Annotated in this window: 23 protein-coding genes; 6 read left to right on the forward strand and 17 right to left on the reverse strand. The window is 46.0% G+C overall.

Translation table 11 applies throughout. The annotated features are described in order from the left end of the window. Positions 1-47: 47 nt before the first annotated feature. From ACED36_RS10640 to ACED36_RS10650, 3 genes are read left to right on the forward strand one after another with little or no spacing between them, the layout of a single operon-like run. A complete protein-coding gene (locus tag ACED36_RS10640) occupies positions 48-857 on the forward strand; it encodes a hypothetical protein (RefSeq protein ID WP_371733229.1) in 810 nt (269 codons plus the stop codon). Beyond that, positions 858-1,634 (forward strand): glucosaminidase domain-containing protein, encoded by a 777-nt coding sequence (locus tag ACED36_RS10645; RefSeq protein WP_017002745.1) that lies wholly within the window; start codon positions 858-860, stop codon positions 1,632-1,634. Next, positions 1,631-2,275, forward strand: coding sequence for a DUF2987 domain-containing protein (locus ACED36_RS10650; protein ID WP_371733230.1), 645 nt, complete (start codon positions 1,631-1,633; stop codon positions 2,273-2,275). Before ACED36_RS10645 ends, ACED36_RS10650 begins: the two co-directional genes overlap by 4 nt. Before the next feature lie 76 nt (positions 2,276-2,351). Here ACED36_RS10650 and ttcA read toward each other — a convergent pair whose 3' ends face one another. From ttcA to ccoN, 11 genes are all read right to left on the reverse strand, one after another. Next, entirely contained in the window at positions 2,352-3,284 is a 933-nt protein-coding gene (gene ttcA / locus ACED36_RS10655) for a tRNA 2-thiocytidine(32) synthetase TtcA (protein WP_026023780.1), read from the reverse strand. Positions 3,285-3,473: 189 nt separating this feature from the next. Then, positions 3,474-4,424 (reverse strand): universal stress protein UspE, encoded by a 951-nt coding sequence (gene uspE / locus ACED36_RS10660; protein WP_016962125.1) that lies wholly within the window; start codon positions 4,422-4,424, stop codon positions 3,474-3,476. 141 nt (positions 4,425-4,565) lie between these two features. Beyond that, positions 4,566-5,309, reverse strand: a complete 744-nt coding sequence (locus tag ACED36_RS10665; RefSeq protein ID WP_026023781.1) for an FNR family transcription factor — start codon at positions 5,307-5,309, stop codon at positions 4,566-4,568. Between the two features lie 66 nt (positions 5,310-5,375). Further along, positions 5,376-6,047 carry a sulfite exporter TauE/SafE family protein gene (locus ACED36_RS10670; protein ID WP_017002749.1) on the reverse strand — a complete coding sequence of 224 codons (672 nt, stop codon included), beginning with the start codon at positions 6,045-6,047 and terminating at the stop codon, positions 5,376-5,378. After that, on the reverse strand, positions 6,047-6,247 hold the full coding sequence (gene ccoS, locus ACED36_RS10675) for a cbb3-type cytochrome oxidase assembly protein CcoS (RefSeq protein WP_017002750.1): 201 nt from the start codon (positions 6,245-6,247) through the stop codon (positions 6,047-6,049). Before ccoS ends, ACED36_RS10670 begins: the two co-directional genes overlap by 1 nt. 2 nt (positions 6,248-6,249) lie before the next feature. Next, positions 6,250-8,643: a heavy metal translocating P-type ATPase metal-binding domain-containing protein gene (locus ACED36_RS10680; RefSeq protein ID WP_017002751.1), complete on the reverse strand. Its 2,394-nt coding sequence runs from the start codon at positions 8,641-8,643 to the stop codon at positions 6,250-6,252. Continuing rightward, positions 8,640-9,131: a FixH family protein gene (locus ACED36_RS10685; protein ID WP_016962130.1), complete on the reverse strand. Its 492-nt coding sequence runs from the start codon at positions 9,129-9,131 to the stop codon at positions 8,640-8,642. The genes ACED36_RS10680 and ACED36_RS10685 overlap by 4 nt, the downstream gene beginning before the upstream one ends. A 77-nt stretch (positions 9,132-9,208) precedes the next feature. After that, positions 9,209-10,177, reverse strand: coding sequence for a cytochrome-c oxidase, cbb3-type subunit III (gene ccoP, locus ACED36_RS10690; RefSeq protein WP_371733232.1), 969 nt, complete (start codon positions 10,175-10,177; stop codon positions 9,209-9,211). Further along, on the reverse strand, positions 10,174-10,347 hold the full coding sequence (locus ACED36_RS10695) for a CcoQ/FixQ family Cbb3-type cytochrome c oxidase assembly chaperone (protein ID WP_016962132.1): 174 nt from the start codon (positions 10,345-10,347) through the stop codon (positions 10,174-10,176). The genes ccoP and ACED36_RS10695 overlap by 4 nt, the downstream gene beginning before the upstream one ends. A gap of 9 nt (positions 10,348-10,356) precedes the next feature. Beyond that, positions 10,357-10,968, reverse strand: coding sequence for a cytochrome-c oxidase, cbb3-type subunit II (gene ccoO, locus ACED36_RS10700; RefSeq protein WP_016962133.1), 612 nt, complete (start codon positions 10,966-10,968; stop codon positions 10,357-10,359). 12 nt (positions 10,969-10,980) lie between these two features. Next, positions 10,981-12,408 (reverse strand): cytochrome-c oxidase, cbb3-type subunit I, encoded by a 1,428-nt coding sequence (gene ccoN / locus ACED36_RS10705; RefSeq protein WP_016962134.1) that lies wholly within the window; start codon positions 12,406-12,408, stop codon positions 10,981-10,983. 275 nt (positions 12,409-12,683) lie between these two features. Between ccoN and ACED36_RS10710 the strand changes: the two genes are divergently transcribed. Then, positions 12,684-13,094 carry a hypothetical protein gene (locus ACED36_RS10710; RefSeq protein ID WP_016962135.1) on the forward strand — a complete coding sequence of 137 codons (411 nt, stop codon included), beginning with the start codon at positions 12,684-12,686 and terminating at the stop codon, positions 13,092-13,094. Between the two features lie 115 nt (positions 13,095-13,209). Here ACED36_RS10710 and ACED36_RS10715 read toward each other — a convergent pair whose 3' ends face one another. Then, on the reverse strand, positions 13,210-13,851 hold the full coding sequence (locus ACED36_RS10715) for a hypothetical protein (protein WP_371733233.1): 642 nt from the start codon (positions 13,849-13,851) through the stop codon (positions 13,210-13,212). Positions 13,852-14,005: 154 nt separating this feature from the next. Here ACED36_RS10715 and ACED36_RS10720 point away from each other — a divergent pair, with 154 nt between their 5' ends. Together ACED36_RS10720 and ACED36_RS10725 are read left to right on the forward strand one after the other, a co-directional pair. Further along, a complete protein-coding gene (locus tag ACED36_RS10720) occupies positions 14,006-15,199 on the forward strand; it encodes an FIST signal transduction protein (protein WP_017002755.1) in 1,194 nt (397 codons plus the stop codon). Next, positions 15,196-17,283 (forward strand): ATP-binding protein, encoded by a 2,088-nt coding sequence (locus ACED36_RS10725; protein WP_016962139.1) that lies wholly within the window; start codon positions 15,196-15,198, stop codon positions 17,281-17,283. The genes ACED36_RS10720 and ACED36_RS10725 overlap by 4 nt, the downstream gene beginning before the upstream one ends. A 126-nt stretch (positions 17,284-17,409) precedes the next feature. Here the strand turns inward: ACED36_RS10725 and ACED36_RS10730 are convergent, their stop codons facing one another. The 5 genes from ACED36_RS10730 to ACED36_RS10750 form a co-directional block, all read right to left on the reverse strand. Beyond that, positions 17,410-18,303, reverse strand: a complete 894-nt coding sequence (locus ACED36_RS10730) for a LysR family transcriptional regulator (RefSeq protein ID WP_016962140.1) — start codon at positions 18,301-18,303, stop codon at positions 17,410-17,412. Positions 18,304-18,370: 67 nt separating this feature from the next. Then, positions 18,371-20,866: a nitric oxide reductase activation protein NorD gene (locus ACED36_RS10735; RefSeq protein ID WP_371733234.1), complete on the reverse strand. Its 2,496-nt coding sequence runs from the start codon at positions 20,864-20,866 to the stop codon at positions 18,371-18,373. Between the two features lie 33 nt (positions 20,867-20,899). After that, complete coding sequence (locus ACED36_RS10740; protein WP_371733235.1) at positions 20,900-21,721, reverse strand: CbbQ/NirQ/NorQ/GpvN family protein; 822 nt, start codon at positions 21,719-21,721, stop codon at positions 20,900-20,902. A gap of 108 nt (positions 21,722-21,829) precedes the next feature. After that, the gene (locus ACED36_RS10745; protein WP_016962143.1) at positions 21,830-22,189 is read right to left on the reverse strand and encodes a ribulose bisphosphate carboxylase small subunit; all 360 of its coding nucleotides are present in this window, start codon (positions 22,187-22,189) and stop codon (positions 21,830-21,832) included. A gap of 61 nt (positions 22,190-22,250) precedes the next feature. After that, positions 22,251-23,669 carry a form I ribulose bisphosphate carboxylase large subunit gene (locus tag ACED36_RS10750; protein WP_371733236.1) on the reverse strand — a complete coding sequence of 473 codons (1,419 nt, stop codon included), beginning with the start codon at positions 23,667-23,669 and terminating at the stop codon, positions 22,251-22,253. Positions 23,670-23,866: the final 197 nt, after the last annotated feature.

Consider the following 23,866-nt stretch of genomic DNA (forward strand, 5'->3'; position numbering starts at 1 on the left):
TTATAAAGACGGAAATTTCTTAGGCTAAAGACAAAAGTTACTTTGCTATGAATAAACAACAATTGAGCAACGCACTCCATGTTGGCGGGACGTTAGAAAATGCGCTGACAGGAAACTATACCTTGAGTGCTTCCAGTGTGGTTCAGGAAGCACTCAAATTAACACAAAAGCATTTTTGGAGATTCCTACCCGCGACCTTGTTGCTGGCTGGGGCCAATGTTGCCATCTTTTTCATTGCGCTTTCGATCATGCTGGACTCCCCAGCAGTCTTGTTCGATGCCCTTTTGGGTAAGCAACCGATGACGGAGGATCTTTTGGCTTCAGGTCGAATTGCCATCTTTGCAACGACGGTGCTGAGTGCACCTTTGTATGCCGGTGCCAGTTTGATGGGGTTGAGCCACGCTATTGGTTTTCGAACCAAGCCGCGTCACATCATTAAAGGTATGGCGTATGCACTCGCCGTCACAATGGCCATGTGCTTTATTTCCGCACTGCAAAGTGTCGGTAATCAAATCATCCCGTTGCTTGGCATTTTTCTCGGTATCGCGTTTTCCATGACGATTTTGCTGATATGCGAAAAACAGTTACGTCCTTTAACTGCGATGATTGTTTCTTTTAGAGCGATCACAAAAAAACTGATACCATTGACCTTGGTTTACATCGTCATTGCCGTTCTGTTTGTGTTTTCTTACGCGACAGGCGGGATAGCGTTACTGTTTGCACTGCCGTTTATGTTTAACGTGAAAGGGGTGCTGTATCGCGAGATGTTCGGTGTTGGTATTGAAGTGACCGTGTCACAAGAAGGGGATGATGATTCTTCTTCAGGAGACGGTAATAAAGAGGTTTTCAACGCATAAATGAAGCTTTCCCATGCTGTTTTGGCTTCGGCTCTGTTTATATCTGCGTGTAGCGACGCCCCCCAAACTCAAATCACTAACTTAAATCAACTCCAACCGGCTTCTCCACCACCAGAAATGGTGCAGAAGCCTGATTTTGGTGATTACAAAATTGTTGAAGAAAAGAAAAAGGCATTCGTAGCCTTCCTTAAGCCTGGTGTGACTTACATTAATGGCCTGATAGAAAACGCACGAACACGTTTAAGTAGCCTGTCCGGCGCAGCAAGTATTAACCAAGATGATCAGGCTTTCCTTGCCAAGGTCGCTGATCTCTTTAATTTACCTTTACCCGAAAATGGCCCTGACCAAGCGTGGTTTAAAGAGGCGTTAAAACGTGTCGATATTATTCCGGCTGATCTCGTGCTAAGCCAAGCGGCAAAGGAGTCGGGGTGGGGTACGTCACGCTTTGCTCGTGAAGGTAATAATTACTTTGGACAGTGGTGTTACACTTCTGGCTGCGGCATGGTGCCAAGTGCACGTAGCCAAGGTAAAACACATGAAGTCGCCGTGTTTAAAGATACTTTCCAATCCATCCGTGCTTATTTTCTTAATGTAAACCGTAATAAAGCTTACGCGTCTTTACGTGATATTCGTGCTGACCTTAGAAAAGACGGCAAGCCGGTCACGGGAGTTACTCTGGCTAATGGATTAGAAAGCTACTCAGAACGCGGTCAGGCATATGTCGAAGAAGTGCAAGGCATGATTCGATATAACGAAGAATATTGGAGCCAAGGATGATCAAAGGACTTACGGCTGCTGTTGTGGCAGCTGTAATTTCACTGCCTGTTGGCGCAGCGCAGATTGAATTTAGCTACAGCAAGCTGTTTACTCAGCTCAAGCATAACAATAGTGATACTCACCCTGATGTGAAAGTGGGCTATTTTATGGTGAAGCCTCAAACGGGAGAGGTTTGCACTATCACAAAAGCTTGGATGACAAAAAAGAAGCACTACGAGGAGTTTGTCATTCCCGCTTCGCAAGAGCTCCCTTTGCCGATCGATAGTAATTTGCGAAGAGTAAACCCTGATGTATTCATCGAAACTGCAGGTGATGCGTTTTGCGATGTGTCATTTCAAGTGATGGCAAAGAATGCCTTTGAGAATGAGATGTCAGTAGACGACGTTAGCGTGCTTGTGCCTCAGATGACGGCAATGATGCAGGATTTAGGCGGTATGTTCTCGTCATGGTTTATGCCAGACGTAGAGGGTGTATCGTTACACTTCGCAGAGCCGCAATCATCACTGGAAACCAGTAAAGGCCGAATTATCGATATGGAAGGCAACGTGGCCGTTGTGCGACTGGCAGATTTACAAGACGACGAGCGCGTTTTGTTTAGCCAGCAACCAATAAAAGTGACGCCTTGGATACCGCAAAGTTAATCTGTTTTTAACGAATAAATACAACAAAGCCCGCAGTTAGCGGGCTTTGTTATTTAAGCGTTGTGTGAGTCAGCTATTAGCTAACCTGAACAACGTTGAGCGCCAAAGCAGGGTCCACTTCAATCACATCGTCTTGTGATGGGGAAACATCTGTAAATTGCTCTTTATCAAAAGCGGTATCGCCGCCGTTAATGACACCTGAATGTTGGTCAACATTTTTGAAATCAAATAATTCAAAGTCAGCCAGATGTGAAGGAACCACGTTTTGCATTGCTGTAAACATGGTTTCGATACGTCCTGGGAAGCGTCGGTCCCAATCACGCAGCATCTCTTTGATCACTTGGCGTTGCATGTTTGGCTGTGAGCCGCACAGGTTACAAGGAATAATTGGGAATTCTGCCGTTTGCGCGTAGCGCTCAATATCTTTTTCGCGGCAATAAGCCAGCGGGCGAATAACCACATGTTCGCCGTTGTCAGAAACCAATTTCGGTGGCATGCCCTTTAGCTTACCGCCATAGAACATGTTTAAGAACAAGGTTTCTAGAATGTCGTCACGGTGATGGCCAAGGGCAATCTTGGTTGCGCCAATCTCCTTCGCCGTACGATACAAAATGCCACGACGCAGACGCGAACAAAGTGAACAGGTCGTTTTACCTTCCGGTACCTTGTCTTTCACGATCGCGTAAGTGTCTTCTTCTACTATCTTGTATTCGACGCCAAGATTATCAAGATACTCTGGTAACACATGCTCAGGGAAGCCCGGTTGTTTTTGATCGAGGTTAACCGCGATCAGTTCAAATGACACCGGTGCACTTCTCTGCAAGTTTTGCAGAATTTCGAGCATGGTGTAGCTGTCTTTGCCACCACTGAGACAAACCATAATACGGTCGCCTTCTTCGATCATATTGAAGTCAGCAATTGCTTGACCCACATTTCGGCGAAGACGTTTGTTAAGCTTATTCTGGTTGTATTTTTGTGATTTGGTGAGTTCTTGATTTGACATGGTAATACTGAGTGCCTCTGAAATTTCTCTACGCCATCGAATCCGCGACTGGAAAATCGCTGTGGGCAAAAAGCCCGACTCTCGATGCTCAATGCGAAGGTTTGGCGCGTATGATACGGATTTCGGGGCAGGATGCCAGCATGATTAAAAAAGAAAAGCGCCCGCAGGCGCTTATGTACACATGTGAGTAAAGCACTATTCTTCAGACAAGTTTGGTGCCAACGGGCTGACATACCCATCTGGCTTGATGGCAAGAACATCGCAATTTAGCTGATCAATCGTATGTTCTGCGGTATTACCAATAAAAATGGCAGACAACCCTACACGACCTGTTGTACCCAGTATTACCAGTTCAGCATCGAGTTCTTTCGAAACGGCAGGGATAACATCTTCTGGTAGTCCTTCTTGGCAGAAGGTTTGCGACTCGTCTATACCGTGCTTTTGTCGCAATGCCTTCATTTCAAGTAAATGATGACCCCGAACAGCATCGGTATAAGAAGCTGGGTCGAATTCGGGTAACTCAATGGTGACGTTAACAGGTGTAGCAGGGTAGGCATTGACGAGGTTCACCTCAGCGGTGAGAAGTTTAGCCATGGCTTTGGCTTCATCAATCAACTTGTCGTTTAGAGGGATGTGCGTTTCGTTCTCAGAAGACACATTAACAGCGGTAAGAATTTTTCCGTATTCCGGCCAAGCATGTTCTTTCACCAGTAAAACAGGACAAGGGCATTTACGCAGTAAGTGCCAATCTGTCGGCGTAAAGATCACGGAGCCTAACTTATCGTGTTCGTGTGTGGTTTTAACCAGTAAGTCATGTTTGCTATCAAAAACTTGCGCAATCATGCTTTCGTAAGGTCGATTGTGCCAGACCACATGTGTGGTCACGTCAATGCTCTCCGTGTCATGTTGGGCAACCAAAGATGCTACCCATTCTTCGCGTTGACGAAGTACGCCAGTTCTCATGGCTTGACGCTCTTCTGATGACAGCATTGAGGTCATTTCATAGGAAAAGTCATAGATAGCAAGAAAGAGTGTAATTTTGACATCCGCAGAAGACTTTCTAGCGATGTCCAGCGCACGCGAGAGTGCGGGCTGTTCTTCGTGGTCGGGATCTATAGCCACGAGCAAGTTGGTATATCTGTTCATAACACCTCCAACTTATTGATGCGTTACTTTAATGTAACGCAATCTAGGCGGATGGCGCGATAAATTCAGAAAGATAAACGTAAAAAAAGAGAAATGGCGCGTATAGCGCCATTTCGTATTCAGTCAATTTGTCAGTATTGATTACTTACTGACACCTGCGAGGCGACTTAGCTCATCATGATCAAGAACGGTAATGTACTTACCCTTCACGCTCAACATTTCACTTTTCTGGAAACGACCAAGCAAGCGGCTGATGGTTTCCACCGTCAGACCAAGATAATTGCCAATATCACCACGTGTCATGGTCAAACGAAACTCTTTGGCTGAAAAACCACGCTGAGAGAAGCGCGTAGAAAGGCTATGTAAGAATGCAGCCAAGCGTTCTTCGGCATTTTTCTTGGACAACAGTAAAATCATTTCCTGATCGCCTTTGATCTCGCTACTCATCAAACGCATGATTTGTTGGCGAAGTTTAGGCATTTTGCCCGAAAGGTCATCAAGGGTTTCAAACGGGATTTCGCACACCATTGAGGTTTCAAGTGCTTGAGCGAAACTTGGATGGGACATGTGATTAATGGCGTCAAAACCAACAAGATCACCGGCAAGATGGAATGCAGTAATTTGCTCATCACCTTGTTCGGTGATGGTATAGCTTTTGATCGTACCTGAACGGATTGCATACAAAGAACGAAGTGGATCACCTGCTTGAAACAGAGGCTGTCCTTTTTGAATTGGCTTCTTACGTTCAATAATTTGGTCAAGCTGATTTAGCTCACTTTCACTCAATGTGAAAGGAATGCAGAGCTGACTGATACTGCAGTCCTGACAATGGATTGCGCATCCGCCTGATTGAACTCTTTTAGTCATTATTTTGTCTTGAATCATGAGCCTGCTTAGCCAAATTGATTTGAGTCAATATTTTACCACTTTCACGTGATAAATCGACCCTTACTACAACTGATTGTATACAGAATAAGCGGTAACTATTCCGTACATTAGCAGTATTAATGATGAGAACTTTCGAAAAATCATGTTGTTAAGTAACTTCTTTAATGACTCTGCGGAGGTGCCAACAAATAGCATTGCGGGCAGGGTACCCAAGCCAAATGCGAGCATTATCAATAAACCATGAAACGCATTTCCTGATACTGCCGCCCAACTGAGCGCAGAATAGACAAGTCCGCAAGGTAGCCATCCCCAAACCATACCAAATGGTAAAGCCGCGAAGGGTGATTTTAAAGGAAGTAGTTTTGATGTTAGCGGAGAAATATGCCGCCACAGACCTTTGCCTAGTCGCTCAACGTAAGACAACCCATTCCAGAATTGACCAATGTACAGCGCAAGTAAAATCATCATGATAGCGGCAGCTAGTCGCAACCAAATCAAACTTTGGCTAACGTGACTAACACCGACAACACCAGAAACAAGACCGCCACCAATTGCACCAATGATACCGTAAGATAAAAGTCTGCCGCCGTTATAGAAAAGAAGGTAAGGCAATTTATTCTGGCTGTTTGGTGTGCCGAATGAAACAGCGGCTGCTACACCACCGCACATGCTCAGACAATGCCCGGCTCCCAAGATGCCAACCATAAACGCTGCAACAAGATCAGAGATTGGCATTACTTGTTTTCACTTCGCTCTGATGTGGCTGATGTGTTTTTTGTTTCTGGCGTAAGCTTTTCATCGTCATCAAGAAGAATATTCATGCCTTGACGTTCTAGATCTTCAAATTGTTCGGATTTGACCGCCCAAATGAAGACGCCAACAGCAACACAAACAAGCATGATGGCGATAGGGATCAGAATATATAGGCTTTCCATAACTACTTGTCCTTGAATCTTTCGATGAGGTCTTTCTTGAACAGGCGCAGAGAGTTCGTGACAACGATAACAGAACTTGCAGACATGCCTGCCACTGCCACATAAGGTGCGACAAATCCCATCACAGCAAGAGGAAGAATGACAAGGTTGTAGCCTAACGCCCAAGCGAGATTCTGACGAATGATTTTTTGAGTGAACGCGGCAAGATGACGAGCATCAAGCAGCTTAGTCAAATCATCTCCGAGAAGAACCATATCAGCAGACGCTTTTGCTACATCTGTGCCGCCACCCATAGCCACAGAAAGATGTGCCCCTGCCAGAACAGGCGCATCGTTAACGCCATCCCCGATCATCATGGTGATTTGATCTTCAGGGAGTGATTTTAAGTAATCGAGCTTACCTTGAGGTGATACGCCTGATACAAGCTCATCAATACCGAGCTGATTTGCCACGGATGTCGCGGTTGCTGAGTTATCACCAGTTAACATGGTGACAGCGATACCCGCTTCGTGGAATTTATTGATCAAGGTTTGGCTACTTTCGCGAATAGGGTCGACCAATTGAAATGACGCTATCTTTTTGCCACTGCAAGATAACCAAATTTGATGATTGCATGTTTCTGCTGCTCGCGTATCAGAAAGGGCAAACTCAGGCTTACCAATGCGCCATTCCTGAGTTTGATAAGTGCCTTTAATGCCTTCGCCGATAACGTTTTCGACCTGTATCACGCCAGACGCCACGTTGATATTTTTAAAGGCATCGGCGATAGGGTGATTCGCATACGACTCTAGGGCTGCTGCGATCGCTAATGCTTCACTCTTCTCTATATCGCTATAAACAGCTGTGTCAGCCAAAGTGACGTTGCCCTCGGTGAGGGTGCCTGTTTTATCGATAATCACACGATTAATCTTGGTCAAGGTTTCAAACACATGACCTCGACGAAGGAGAATCCCAAGCTTTCCGAATGTAGAGGTAGAACAAGTCAATGCAGTTGGTGTTGCCAAAGAAAGTGCACACGGACAAGTGGCGACAAGCACAGACAACATTATCCAAAACGCATCTTCAGGGCGATGGCTTTGCCAATACCACCATGTTAATGCAGAAATGAGCAAAATTACGGCGACAAAGTAACGTGCAACGATATCAGCAATTTCAGCGACACGCGGTTTAGCGAGTTGCGCTGCGTCTTGTAGCTGAACGATATGAGCGATCAAAGAGTCTTTTTTCTCCGCCGTTACTTCAACATTCACATTGCCGTCAATGTTAAGCGTACCAGCATACACTTTGTCGCCAAGCTGTCGTGACTCAGGCATGGATTCACCCGTAAGCATGGACTCATCGACGGTGGTAATACCTTCAACAATGACACCATCTGAAGGGAAGGGTTCGCCGGGGAGAACACGAACGACATGGCCAACGGTGAGAGATTTTGCTGGGATTTGTTCGCCAGAATCTAATGTTGCCAAACGCGGGATGAGTTTAAGCAGGTTTGCACTGGCTGCTGCCGCTGTTCTGCGTGCACGCATCTCAAGAAACCTTCCTATCAGCAGGAAAAAAGTAAACATGGCGATAGATTCGAAAAACACTTCGCCTGTGCCGGTCACTGTTGCGTACAAACTGGCAAAATAAGCAAACAACAAAGCGATGGAGACAGGAACATCCATGCCTAACGTTCTTGCTTTTAGATTGCGCCAAGCATTGATGTAAAAAGGCATGGCGGAATACAGCAGAACTGGCGTGGCAAAAATAAGGCTAACCCAGCGAAAATAGTTACGAAATGACTCGTCCATGTCGCCAAATACTTCAAAGTACATGGCAATCGCCAACATCATCACCTGCATGGTTGCCAATCCTGCAACCCCTAGCTTGTAGAGGTATTGCTTCATGGTGCGGTGATATTGTGCTTCTTGATTATCAGCTTCAAACGGAGCGGCTTTGTATCCTAAAGCATGAATTTTACTCAGAAGGGTGCTTAATTTTGCTTTGGACGGATCCCAGCGTAACGTGGCGCGATTTGTTGTTGTATTGACTTGAATGCGAGAGACGCCGTCTTGCGTGCTAATTTGTTTTTCGATCAACCAAGCACACGCTGCACACGAGACGCCATCGACAGAGAGTACAACTTCATCAATCCCGTTTTCATGACGGACAAACTCTTGCTGCACGTCTTCGTTGTCGTAAAGGCTGAGAGATTGAAGTTCGTCAGGAATAAGGTTGGCTTTTTCTGCTGGCGCGGTGCGATATTCGTAGTAAGAGGTTAGGCCGTTAGCAACGATGGTGGTGGCAACAGCCTCACAACCCGGGCAACACATTGTACGGTTTACGCCCTGGATCTCTACGTTATAAGAGTCGCCAGTAAGCACTGGCTCTCCACAGTGATAACAATCTTTTGTCATTCCTTGCTCTGACCATACAACTTAACTGGGTCTGAAGATGGGAAGTTAGCGCGGCCATTCAGTGCCCAGCTACCATCAAATGCATTGATTTCAACATACCAAGGCCCTTGCAGCGGTTCTACAAGAGCTAGACGATAACGACCATTTTGGTCTGAGTTCACCATTTTCTCAATATCTTTGTCGGCGAGAGTACGGTGTTGAAAAGTCACTTTGATCGTAGGGAACTGAGCCAACTCACCTTTGTCTAGGATAACAATGGCGTTGTCATCGGAAAGTGTTAAGCGTGCAGACAGTGACAATGCATCTGCTTGGCGAAGGCGAGAGAGATCTTGATTAATCCCTTTTCCCTCTTTGTAATAGTCTTCGGCGACGAGAGAAACCTGATTTTTACTGAAAAGTGTAAAAGTGAATAAGCTCGCAACGACGACGCTGCCGGGCAAGGCAATCAGGAACCAAGGCCAAAACTGCTTATACCATGGTTTGTTCATATCGCTTTCCTGTGTTTACGAATGTTCTTGGGTAAAAAAGCCCCCGCAAGCGGGGGCCTAACAATGACAACTTATTATTAGTTTTGCGGGTTTCCTAGCTGCCAAACATAAGCTGAAAGAAGCTGGATCTTATCTTCGTCCAGAATGTCTTTCCAAGCTGGCATCACACCTTGACGGCCATATCGAACAGTGTCTTCAACGGCTTTACGTGAACCACCGAACAACCAAATATTGTCTGTTAGATCCGGTGCACCAAATGCTGGGTTACCTTTACCGTCAGTGCCGTGACAAGCTGCACAAACAACGAAGCGTGCTTTACCTTTCGCGGCTTCTTCAGCGTTGACCTTACGACCTGAAAGGCTCAACGCATAGGCAGAAACTTCAGCAACGCCATCTTCGCCAAATGCCGCCAACCATGCAGGCATGTTACCGACGCGGCCGTGCAGAAGGGTGGCCTTAATGGTTTCTGGTTCCCCGCCATACAGCCATGCACTGTCTGTTAGGTTAGGAAAGCCAGATTGACCGCGAGCATCCGAGCCGTGGCATTGTGCACAGTTCTGAATGAATAGGCGTTGGCCAACTTTAACGGCTTCTGGGTTCTTCGCTATTTCAGTGATGTCGAGAAGCTCATCCGTACCCGGCTTGTAAGCCAGCTTGCGGAATGTTTCACCAAACACGGCGTTTGCTGCATTAAGCTCACGTGCGTATTGGTCAATCCCTTGGCTGTTTGCCAAAAGCTCACGAGATTCTTCGATGTTACTGACATTCTGCGCAGAACTCTGCCAACCAAACAAACCCTTATAGTTCCCTAAGCCTGGGTAAAGAGCCAAGTAAACCACGCCAAACACAATAGTGGCCCAAAACATATAGGACCACCATTTCGGTAGCGGGTTGTTCAGCTCACGAATACCGTCGTATTCGTGTCCCATATCCTCACCGTCAGCAATACCTTTTAGGTCTTTACTGCACCATATAACCAGTGCAGCACAACCAATTAGCGTCGCGACGACAATGACAGTGATGAATAGACTCCAAAATGTTGTCATTTGTTATCTTCTCCTGTCTTTTTAAGTCCTTTTTCCTCGTCAGCGAAGACAAGGTTTGCAGCTTCGTCAAATTCCGTTTTACGACGACCGCTGTACGCCCAAAGCGCAATCACAATGAAGCACACAAAAATCACAAGTGTCCAGATACTGTGGAACGATACAATTTCCATAACAGTCCCTTACTTCATTGCATGGCCGAGAGATTGTAGATACGCAATCAACGCATCCATCTCTGTTTTTCCTTGAACGTCAGCTTGCGCGTTCGCTATTTGCTCATCCGTGTATGGCACGCCAAACATGTCTCGGAAAACCGTCAGTTTTTTCTCTGTCAGATCCCCAGTTAACACATTTTCAGCTAACCAAGGGAAACCTGGCATGTTTGATTCAGGCACAACCGCACGTGGGTTGATTAGGTGAACGCGATGCCACTCGTCAGAGTAACGTTCGCCAACACGCGCCAAATCAGGACCAGTACGCTTAGAGCCCCACAGGAATGGATGCTCCCAAACGCTTTCACCAGCAACAGAGTAGTGCCCATAGCGCTCTGTTTCGGCACGGAATGGACGGATCATTTGGCTGTGACAAACGTTACAACCTTCTCGGATGTAGATATCACGACCTTCCATTTCCAGAGCCGTGTAAGGGCGCAGGTTGTCGACAGGTTCAGTGGTTTGCTTTTGGTACAGTAGAGGGGTTATTTCCACCAATGCACCCAAGCTGATCGCAATGATCGTTAAGATTGCAAAAAGACCAACGTTCTTCTCTACAATTTCATGACGACTAGAACTCATTCGTTGGTCTCCTTATGCGGGTTCTTCAATGGCTTTCAAGCTAGCTTCCGGCGCAGTGATGGTTTTGTAGGCGTTGTATGCCATCAAAAACATGCCTGAAAGGAAGATAACGCCACCAACAAAGCGAACAAAATAGAACGGGTAAGAAGCTTCCAGCGACTCAACGAAGCTGTAAGTCAATGTTCCGTCAGTATTCACCGCACGCCACATCAGACCTTGCATTACACCTGAAATCCACATCGCGACGATATACAAAACAGTACCGACGGTTGCGAGCCAGAAGTGAACGTTAATTAGGCTCAAAGAGTACATACGCTCTTGACCAAACAATTTAGGAATAAGGTGGTAAACAGCACCAATCGATACCATCGCAACCCAGCCTAAAGCACCTGAGTGTACGTGACCAATGGTCCAGTCAGTGTAGTGGGATAGGGCATTCACTGTCTTAATGGCCATCATTGGCCCTTCGAACGTAGACATACCGTAGAACGACAGAGATACGATCAAGAAGCGAAGGATTGGGTCATAACGAAGTTTATGCCAAGCACCAGATAGCGTCATGATACCGTTGATCATGCCACCCCAAGAAGGAGCAAACAGAATGATCGACATAACCATACCCAAAGACTGAGTCCAGTCTGGAAGTGCGGTGTAGTGCAGGTGGTGAGGACCCGCCCAAATGTAGAGCGATACTAGCGCCCAGAAATGCACAATCGATAGACGGTAGGAATAAACTGGGCGACCTGCTTGCTTAGGGACGAAGTAATACATCATACCCAAGAAGCCAGCGGTCAAAAGAAAACCTACGGCGTTATGTCCGTACCACCACTGAATCATGGCATCAATGGCACCGGCGTAAATCGAATAAGACTTCATGCCTGAAACAGGGATCGCCATACTGTTGACGATATGTAACACCGCAACGGTTAGGATGAAGGCTCCGAAAAACCAGTTCGCGACATAAATATGGGATGTCTTTCGCTTAATCATGGTTCCGAAGAAAACCACAGCGTATGCGACCCATACAACCGCTATTAAGATATCGATTGGCCATTCCAATTCTGCATATTCTTTACTGGTGGTATAACCCAACGGTAACGAAATTGCTGCAGACAGAATAACTGCTTGCCAACCCCAGAAGGTAAACTCAGCCAGCTTGCCTCCGAATAAACGCGTTTGACATGTGCGCTGAACAACGTAGTAAGACGTTGCGAACAATGCACTTGTACCGAAACCAAAGATGACTGCATTGGTATGCAGTGGTCTTAGTCGGCTATATGTCAGGTAAGGAATATCGAAGTTTAGCGCGGGCCATACCAACTGAGATGCAATGAGAACACCAACACCCATGCCCACAATGCCCCACAATATTGTTACTAGGGTAAATTGACGGACAACGCGGTAGTTGTATTCCAGTTCAAGCTGCTTATCTTGGCTCATATTGCATGCTTCCACTTTTTGATTACTACACTCACGTAAAAACAACGTGACTTTTACGTCACAATGCCACCCAGGAGCAATGCAATGCGAATAGTGATTGATTTATACCCACTTGATGCATTCCATTGCTATTTCTTTGTAAAAGTGGCATTTTCGGTATCGATAATACTTCACTTAATCAGTTAAATACAGGCCTCTACCCACAGACGGTTTACCCTTAGGTAACATTTATATTAAAACTTTGAGCTCTGTAACACGGGAAAAGTAAAGATCTTATGGCTGCAGAAAAATTAACCACCGCTCGTTTAATACAAATATTAGTCGTTATGGCTGTACTTATTGCTGCTTTTGTTTGGCGAACCATTGACTATTCTAGTTCAAAAAACACACTTACTTGCACGATGTTGGCGGATGAATGCCAAGTTTCACTGAAAGGTGAAAAGGTTCATATTCAATATGATAAACAAGGGGATGCAGGGGGTTCTGTGGTGGTTTTCTCACCAGCAACACCGTCGTCTTTGCAAGTGAATTTAGATTCAGATAATAGTGTTTTGATTGCGCATGAAGTCGTCGTAATGGGTAATAAACGTGCTTATATTTATGCTTTACCTGACAGTGTTAAATATGGGGCAGCGCATAAATTCATTTTGCACATTGATCAAGATCAAATAGAAATTAACTTTTAACATTAAATTAATGTTTGTGCGATTTAAGTTAACATTTTGGCTATTGGATGACTATTTTGATCGAATTGACTGAATCTAGTAAAAAAGCAGCGACAGATGGCTTTTTTACTGCAAATCAATCTGAGGAATTCTTAAAGTAGAAAGCTTGTCGATGTACCGCTTTAGCCTGCTGTGAGGTCAAGTAATGTGTCAGATTTGACGCACTCGTTGCAATATCGCTCTGTGTTGTGTCGTTATCCTCTTCGTCCTTGTCATTTAACGACACCAAAACATAGTTGACTCTAAATCCATTACATTTTTCGTCATCATGTGCGCGTGAACACAAAGCCAAATGTAATGCTTTAAGTGAGTCGGGCGCTTGAGGCTTCTGAGCAACAATGACATAAGTAATGCAGAGTTCTTGCAGCGGCTCTTGTGAAAGTTCTGAGGAAGTATTTTGAGGTCGAGCACAAGAAAAAAATCGCTCATCAAGTGGCATCTGAATGTCTTCGATTTCGGACTCTGAGACCATGACCACAATGCCATCGATTAATGATACGCAGCGTTGTGTCCATTCTATTTCTTCTGCAAGCATGGCTTGATTCTTCGGTGAGCAATAGCGGTAACGCACTCTAGGTTCTTCTGCCGCAATGGCATAGCCTTCTTGATCGTCATCAGTCAGATAGACGACGATATTTCCTTTTTCGGCCAATCGCTTGCTTATACGTTGACCAAGAGGTTGCTGTGTATTAATGACGAGATATAGCTGGCTGTCCATCGCGAGCAAAATTTTGACTTACAATGTCACAATTCTATCGTCTATTAATAGAGAATTCAGTGATTAAACGAAAAGAATGAATCGAAAGACTGGTCATAGCAGAAGGGAGAACGCTATTATTAATTTAATTGCCGCGACACTATAGAAATCACCCATGAGAATTGCGACATCGTCGTCTACCGATTTAAATGCCGCTTCTGCCGTCAAGGCTATCAAGGAAGAGATTCGCAAGAAAATCTCGTCTCCTTCGCTGATGCTTGTCTACTACACCGAAACCCAAGACGTCCAAAGCATCAAAAATGAATTTAAGAAGCAATTTCCTGATACCTATATCATAGGGTGTTCGTCATGCAGAGGCACGATGACAGATAAAGGCTACGTGGGTGGCCACAACATTGCAGCTTGGGCAGTTCAAGATGAATCTGGTGCCTATGGCAGCGCGCTGTGCAATTTATCCTCAGAAAACGACGTGTTTTTGCAAGCTAAGCAGGTGCTCCAACGCGCCATTGATAGTAGTGGTCGTCCTGGAGAGCTCCCTGCGCTTATCACACTCCATACCACGCCAGGACATGAAGAAACCATACTCCGCGCGATCACCAGTGAGTTAGGCGTAAACGTCCCCATTATCGGTGGTACCGCTGCCGATGATGGCGTGAGCGGCAATTGGTCACTGTTTGATAGTGACAACGTCACGAGTAATGGCATTGCCATGGCGGTGTTTTTTCCGTCTGCTCGGGTCAGCTATTCATTCCATAGTGGATATGCCCCGCTAGGGGACAGTGCTGTGGCAACACGAATAGACGGCAGAACCTTGTTGGAATTAAACGGTCAGCCTGCCGCAGAGGTTTATGCGAACTGGTTTCAGAGCGCGACAGGAAGAGTCATTGATAACGACGATTTGTTCGCTCAGTCAACCTTGTTTCCCTTAGGTCGCCAAACGGGAATAATCCATGGAATGCCGTATTACACACTCTCGCATCCTGCGTCTGTGTCGGAGGACGGTGGCATCCAAATGTTCTGTAACCTCGGTGAGGGTGAAACCGTACATTTTATGTCTGGAACCACAGAAATGCTGGTTTCCCGTGCAGGTCGCGTTGTTGATTCTGCCAATGACCATGACAAAAACCCCCGTGATCCAATCGGAGGCATCGCCATCTATTGTGCAGGGTGTATGCTCCACGTAAGAGATTCATTGAACGATGTTGCGGCGAACATGAGTTTGTCTATGCACCAAGCTCCTTTCATCTGCCCATTTACGTTTGGTGAGCAAGGGCAGTTTCTTGGAGGAGAGATTGCTCATGGAAATTTGATGATCTCTGCAGTTTTGTTTCACAAGGATGAGTTATGACAAGCGCTGTATCAGAGAAGTTACAGGAAACGTTATTTGAATTAAATCGCGTTGAAGAACGAGAACATAAATTCAAAGAAGAGAATCGCGCCATCCTTTCGGCGATCTCTGCGATGTCTGGTGCCAGCAATAAAATTGAAGTGTTCAATACGCTACTTAAAGTGATTGAACGTTATGTCGCGTTTGATAATGCTTTGGTGCTTACGCGTAACAAAGATACCGAAGACAGATATTCCTGTTTAGTGTCGACGTCTCATGAAGTGGAGAAATTTCATTGGCGAGATGGTGGAACATTTTCACGTTGCGTGAACGGTCAGACTGTCATTTTATATGCCCCAGAGCGTGTTCAAGAATTTAGCTTGTTGGAGCCGATAGATTTTGAATCCTGCCGGTCTGCCCTGATCACGGGTATGACAGTCAACGCCAGCGAATCAATACTATTGCTATTTTCTTCCAATAGGGGCGGTTTTGATACCAAAGCGCAGCAAGTTATCGAGCGTTTTCGCCCGTTGATTGAACGCACCATTATTGATATCGACTATCGAGAGCGTTTGCAGTGCCTTGTTTCGGTCAAGACGCAAGAATTGACAGCGAGTCGTCAGCGCTTTAGGGACTTCGCAAAAACAGCCGGTGATTGGTTCTGGGAAATTAATAACAATCTGCAGTTTACGTATCTCTCTTCTCCATCCAACGAATCGTTATCAGCCGAGCCTCAGGCGATCATGGGTCAACTCAATCGACAACCTGACGTCAAAAATAAACTGCTCGATTTAATTCAAGTAGAGGAGCCATTCTCTGAAGTCGAGTGGAAAGTCTACAACCAAGGGGCGGAGCAATGGATAAGCCTTTCTGGTCGGCCTTACTATGATAAACGCGGAAACTGCATGGGTTTTCGGGGCACCGCAAAAGACATCACGATACGGAAGCAGCGTCTGCATGAGCTGCAACAAGCCAGGCAGCAAGCAGAATCTGCTAACGCGGCAAAATCTCAGTTTCTTGCGATGATGAGTCATGAGATCCGCACGCCCCTCAATGCCGTGATGGGGTTGTTAGATGCACTACAACAATCACCCATCAATGAAGAGCAAGAATCGTGGGTGTTACAAATGGACAAGTCTGCCCAACTGCTTCTGACGATTATCAATGACGTACTTGATTTATCGCGTGTAGAGTCAGATCGGTTTGCTTTGCACCCAGAGAACATCAATCCAAGAGAAAGCGTCACGGTGGTGTTTAATCAACTGAAAGAAGTCTCTTCGGGCAAAGACATCAAGTTGGACGTTGAGGTTGCTGACAACGTGCCCAAGCTCATCTATCAAGATGGGAACCGTTTTACGCAAATATTGTTGAACCTTGTAGGCAATGCAGTCAAGTTTACTGAGACAGGAAAAGTGCAGGTTTTCATGCACGCCGAGGGGAACACACTCAAGCTTGCCGTAAAAGATACGGGCATTGGCATAAGCCATAATAGGAAGAAAGATATCTTCCAGCCTTTTACTCAGGCGGATGGCAGTATCACACGCCGATACGGTGGTACAGGGTTAGGCCTTTCTATCTGTAAGAAACTGGTATCGATGATGAAAGGGTCTATCGACTTTGACAGTCAACCGGGTGTGGGTACGACGTTCTATATTGATATTCCTTTGATCAAACCGTTGCCACAAGAAATCGTACATAAAGACAAGTCGGAAGAGAGCAAATTGAAGCCAATGAATATATTGGTTGCAGAAGACAGCAAAGCAAACCAAATGGTCGTCAAATTGATGCTGGAAAAAGCGGGTCATCACGTTGTAGTGGCAAACAATGGTCAAGAGGCTATCGATATGATTGACGAGGGCAAAACCCAGTTTGATATTATTTTAATGGATATGTCGATGCCAGTGCTTTGCGGCATAGAGGCAACAAAGCAGCTTCGTGCGAAAGGATGTCAATTGCCGATTATTGCACTTACGGCTAATGCCATGAATGAAGATAAAGAGAAGTGTCTTCAAGCAGGGATGGATGATTTCGTTACCAAGCCAATCCGCTCTGTCGTGCTTAGACAGGCGTTACAACGTCACGTACCTAGTGATGCTACAACCTAAGCGATTCAGGTTACTTTAGGAATAATTTGAACGCATCTCACCTGTTTATTAGTGACGCCGTCACCTATTTTTTGTATTTTAATACATTGAGTTAGGATTTTTATGATGCTTTTTGGTCTGATGTCACTACAGATCTGGTGCAACCCGCAGTAAGTAATCTCTAAACGCTATCGCAATCGGAGACAGTTTCTTTTCTTTTCGGTGCACCAGATACCAGTGCCGTATTATCGGCATATTCTCAACATCAAGTACCTTCAGTCGGTTTGCCTCCAACTCAAGCTCAATGGTATGACTCGACACGATCCCCAAACTCAATCCCGCAGATACTGCCTGCTTAATCGCCTCACTCGCGCTCATTTCTGCCGCGACAATTAACGATAATCCGTGATTGTGGAAAAAACGCTCAATGGAAAAACGTGTTCCTGAACCTTGCTCACGAACGACCATGGGCTCTCTAGCAATGCGTGACAGCGGTATGTTGGTTTCTTGGCAAAGTGGATGATTAACTGGCGCGACAACAACAAGGGGATTTTCCATAAATACCGTCGCGTTCAATTCAAGCTCTTCTGGTGGCTTTCCCATAATGGCTAAATCACAGCCATTGCTCTTGAGATCTTTCAGAAGGTTTTCGCGATTGGTCACTTTGAGACTGAGTTTGATGTCAGGGTGTTGCTGGGAAAACGAAGCGAGTAAACGCGCAGCAAAGTAATTGGCTGTGCTGGCGACGGTAATATTCAACTTGCCAGTAGAAAGCGTCTTCATGCTATCAAAGACATCTTCTGCATCACGCAGTTGCTGAGATATCCGTTCGCAATAGCCAAGGAGTTCTTCGCCGGCCTCTGTCAAAAACAAGGATTTACCTAGCTGCTCAAACAAGGCCAAGCCAATGTTGTCTTCGAGTTGCTTAATCTGCATAGACACAGCGGGTTGCGTGAGATGTAGCTCTTCGGCGGCTCGTGTATAACTAGAGTGCGTTGCTACCGCTTGGAAGATGTTCAGTTGTCGCAGGGTCAGATGCATAATACGTCCTTGTCTTAATCCGCACGTGTTGTTTCAGTCATTCCCTATGTACTGAAAAGAACGCTCTCTAACCCGCTCGCTTGGTAAGAGAGGCAAACAGATTTGGAAGAACATCGGGCAGTTGCGTCACACGATCCACTACAGTGTAATGACCTTGCCCAAAGACCTGACAGACATAATTGTCCGCGTTCGGATCGATCGTCAGGCAATAGGGAATGACGCCCTGACTGCAAAGCTCCTCGACTGCACGTCGGGTATCGGCTTGAAGATAAAGCGGATCACGAACATCAATGTCGGCAGGCTCTCCATCACTCACCAATAACAGTAGTTTCTTACGTTGTGGTTGTTGAGCCAAAAATGTTTTGGCATGACGCAACGCTGCGCCCATGCGTGTCGATAGGCCGCCTTTTATGCCCGCTAGCCGTGATTTGGCAGCATCATCGTATTCATCTTCAAAGTCTTTTACTCTCTGATATTGGACATCATGCCTTCCATTTGATGAAAACCCGTGTATGGCAAACGCATCACCAATACCATCTAGTGCGCTTGCCAACATGACCGTAGCTTCTTGAGCGACATTGAGAATGGTGCGGCTCTCAATGTCGTTGGGGATAGCATCAAGTGTTGATTGTGAAAGGTCGAGTAGTACCAATACAGCGAGGTCTCGTTCTTGGCGTTTAAGGCGCTGATCAATGTTCATGTCTGGGAGTGCGCCACGTCTAAGCTCTTTCATGGCTTCAATGGCCGCGTCTAGGTCCAATCCATCGCCTTCATATTGCTTGCGTAACCGAATTAAGCCTTTAGGTTGCAGCGCTTCAACCATAGCTTTAATTCTTCGTACCAAGATTTGACGTTTGGCAATAATACGGTCGATATCTTCAGCATTGCCCTTAGGTACGCGTCTCTCTGTGAGGGTTACCCATGCAGGACGATGCGCGTCTAAACCGTAGTCCCATTCTGGATAGAGAAATGGCGGAGAGGTCCGTTCTTTTGCTTCTTGTTCATTCATGCTGACATTTTCCGGATCGCCATCTCGGAAAAACTCAGATTCCAGCACCCAAATTTCTTGCGCGTTTTCATCTGCCAATTCGCAGTCAATTTCGTTCACCATCTCCATGACAGAGACCGTTCGTTTAACCTGACGTTGGTGTTGGATCTCCCACCGAATGATATCAGCCGTTGTTTGGCGCCAAAGGTATTGATTGTCGTCTCGATAGACGACTAATGGGCGCAATGAGAATGGGGCGACTGACCTTTCACATTCATCTATAACCTTAAGCTCACGAGCCAGCCAGCAGCCTAACTGTTCAATACCTTCAAAGTGCCCATCAGGCATGTCACGCTTCATCAATGCTGTGAATTTTCTGAGTGATAACTCAACGAGCGGGTGAGGGTTTGTTTCTTCAATGTCCATATTGAGTAAAGCGACGCTGATACATTGAAGCGTTAACTTAGGGTTTGAAGATTGTTGTGGAGACTGTCGTATTGAAGGCAGCGGCGAAGATTGACGGAGAAGCCCTAACCACAGTGATTTAAGACCCGGGAATATCCGTATCGCCAATGCTTCAACGCGGGCATCTTCAAACAATTCAATGCATACACGTTCAAGGGCGTTGTACTCTTTACTGACACGAGGGCGGCTATATCGAAGATGAGCGGCACAATGGGCTGCCATCGCGCGATACACTTGCTTTTCTGATTTGCGACAAGGCAATGACGGTGAGTTTGAATGGTCATCGCTATCGATAGCATCCGGTAGAAGAATAACGCCATTTTCAATCGTGGCGACAGCGTTGCTAATAACACCCGAATTTACTTTCGCGTTTGTTGAATCTTCAATGGCATATCTATCAATATTGCTAATGGCCGTATAGCAACTGGCAATAGGCCGCATGAAGAATTCTTTACCCCAAACGGCGCGTAAGAAAAACTGTAATTGTCGCTGAATGTCAGAAAATGGTGTCCCACGACGTTGTTGTTGAAACACGGTTTGGCTTTCTGTCGATGATAATGAAAAGTAAGCATCAATAGCCGCAGCACTGTTTGCATGGGCGTTTACCCCAAAATTAGCCCAATACTTGAAACCAGATAAGGGCAACACATCTAACAACATCGGCGCATTGTCCAATAGCGTTTTTAGATTGCGTGGCGCCTTTAAAGCCAACGTTTCAATGAGCGCCAAATATGCAGTGAATTCTTCCCTTGAGTTTACGTGGGGCGCTACCTTCGGTAAGGACTCCAGAAACTGAATCAATCGCTCTGCACTGACCCATTTACCAAGTTCAGATAAGCTATGTAGAACGTTCTTAGTGACATTGTCACTTGTGTCACCATGAGGATATTGATAAACGTTAGGGATAGAACAAACCCAAGCTTGAATGAATATATTTGATTGTTTATTAGCGATAAATTGTTCAATTTCACTCAAATATTGTCGCAACTCATCAGGACTAAATAAGCGTTGAACATTATCTAAAGCTTCATTTACAAGCGTGTTAAGGGCACCATGGCTTTGCAACATTGCCTTGGTTTGATAAATAGATAAAACTGGCTCGTTTGTCATGGTATCCGCTCCCTCAATCACCCACTTATTTAGTTAGAAGCATCCCGATACGGTCGCATCCAAGGTCTCACGAATATCAGGGTCATCGCTCAATGGACGAACTAGGGCCATATGACACGCTGAAATGGCAGGTATCCCTTGAGAGATCAGTTGAGCGGTGTAAACCAGAAGCCGTGTAGAAATGCCTTCGGTTAACCCATGTCCCACCAGGTTTCTGGCATGACGCGCGATTTGAATGAGCCGACGCGCTGTATCTTGGTCAATGCCGGTTTCATGACAGACAATCTGCATTTCGGTTTCTTCGTCAGGATAGGTAAATTCCAACGCAGCAAAGCGCTGCTTGGTGGACGTTTTCAGATCTTTTATCAAGGTCTGATAGCCGGGGTTGTAAGAAATCACCAGCTGGAAATCTGGATGAGCGGTTAGCAGTTCGCCTTTCTTTTCTAACGATAACGATCGCCTATAGTCTGTCAGCGAATGAATCGCGACCGTGGTATCTTGCCGAGCTTCAACCACTTCATCGAGATAACAAATTGCGCCTATACGAGCAGCGAGGGTAAGCGGACCGTCTTGCCAATATGTTCCGTTGGCATCAAGCAAGTAGCGGCCAATAAGATCAGAAGCCGTCATGTCTTCATGGCAGGAAATGGTGATTAATGGTCTATCTAAACGCCATGCCATATGTTCAATAAAACGGGTTTTCCCACAGCCTGTAGGACCTTTTAGCATCATAGGAATACGGGACTGATAGGCTGCTTGATAAAGCGTAATTTCGTCACCTGCTTCCTGATAGTAGGGTTCTTTTTCAATGGTGTATTGATGATGCGAAGGCATCGCTTGTATTGGTTGAGTCATTACTGGCCTCCGTGTTGTGATGTCATCTTGGCGGGAAAAAGGACTGGGTCAGAACGGGAGTGGATAGAATACTCTGCCCAGTCAAAGGACTTATCATGAAAAAATTGGCTATTCGAAACCAGGGGCCCGATAAATCACCATCGATGCCCCCTGACTTTGCGCCAAGTTGTCGTATCCCACTAATCTCACGTGGTGATCAGGGTTTAAGTTATGGCAAAGCTGTGCCTCGTTGAGAATGGTATCCACATCAGTTTCACCAAACATCGGCAACTTCCACATGTACCAATACGCACCACTGGCTTCCTCTGGCTCCGAATGCTCAATAGCAGGGTTCCAACCTTTGCTGACAATGTATTGCACTTGTCGACGGATCTGCTCGGCGGTCATCCGCGGCAGATAAGAAAACGTTTCAAATTTTCGGCTATGTTTGTCCGTTAAACGCGACGGGTAATCCATCACTTCGCTCATGGTATGGCTCCTTTAATACTTGGTATTGTCACTCTTCACGTTATGCATAATCGAAAGAGGATCAGGCATGAACGACATCCAGCTTGTCGACGGTATCAAATTCAAATTTGACCTCTTTCCATGTTTCCATCGCCGCTTTTAATTCCGGGCTATGTTTGGCGGCGGCGGTAAGAATGTCTTTCCCTTCGCGCTCAAGTTCACGGCCTTCGTTTCTCGCTTGCGTACAGGCTTCTAATGCAACACGGTTTGCCGCTGCACCTGCTGCATTACCCCAAGGGTGACCGAGTGTGCCTCCACCAAATTGGAAGATGGCATCATCACCGAAAATCGACACCAGCGCCGGCATATGCCATACATGGATTCCCCCTGAAGCCACGGGTAATACGCCGGGCATAGAACCAAAATCTTGATCGAAGAAAATACCTCGTGAGCGATCTTCTTTAATGTAACGATCACGCATGATGTCAATCCAACCCAGCGTCGCTTCTCTGTCTCCTTCGAGTTTACCCACCACGGTTCCTGAGTGAAGGTGATCACCGCCTGATAGACGAAGACATTTCGACAGCACCCGAAAATGAATACCATGACGCGGATTTCTATCTAATACGGCGTGCATCGCTCGGTGAATGTGCAACAACATGCCATTCTCGCGACACCAGTTCGCGAGTCCCGTGTTAGCGGTAAAACCTGCCGTCAGGAAGTCATGCATGATGATGGGCATATCGAGTTCTTTGGCGAACTCGGCACGGCGGTACATTTCTTCTGGAGTAGCGGCGGTAACATTGAGGTAATGTCCTTTGCGTTCGCCAGTTTCTCGCTCAGCGCGATGAATGGCTTCCGCGACATATTCGAATCGATCACGCCAGCGCATAAAGGGTTGAGAGTTAACATTCTCATCATCTTTGGTGAAATCAAGCCCTCCGCGTAGGCCTTCATAGCAAGCTCGTCCGTAGTTCTTGGCGGAAAGGCCCAGTTTTGGTTTAATCGTGCAGCCAAGCAGGGCGCGTCCATATTTGTTCATTTTGTCGCGCTCAACTTGAATACCATTTGGCGGTCCGCCACAGGTTTTCACATAAGCAATTGGGAAGCGCACGTCTTCTAAGCGCAAACCTCTCAGTGCTTTAAAGCCAAATACGTTACCCACGAGAGAAGTCAGCACATTGACCACTGAGCCTTCTTCGAACAGATCGATGGGGTAAGCCACAAAAGCATAAAAAGCGGTATCGTCTCCTGGCACATCCTCAATGGCATAGGCACGTCCTTTGTAGTAGTCGAGATCGGTAAGTAGATCTGTCCATACCGTTGTCCACGTACCTGTTGATGATTCTGCCGCAACTGCTGCTGCGGCTTCTTCGCGAGGGACACCCGGTTGAGGCTCAATTTTAAAGCAGGCGAGAATATCAGTATCTGCGGGTATGTAGTCAGGCATCCAATATGTATCGCGATAATCCTTCACGCCAGCTTGATAACTTTTAGCCATAATATTTTCCTTTTATGTATTTGGAGACTGTTTCGCCATCCACTTGTTGGCTTGGTTTAATTCTTAGTGATAATGGGCTTGAAGTGAAATAGCATCTACTTATACCTACGATAAATATTAATATCGAGTAGGTTGGTGATATATATTCTTAGAGGCATTTATCACTATCTTATTGATTAATATAGGAGGGTCTTTAT

The sequence above is a fragment of the Enterovibrio sp. FF113 genome (assembly GCF_041439165.1).
GTDB lineage: Bacteria > Pseudomonadota > Gammaproteobacteria > Enterobacterales > Vibrionaceae > Enterovibrio > Enterovibrio norvegicus_A.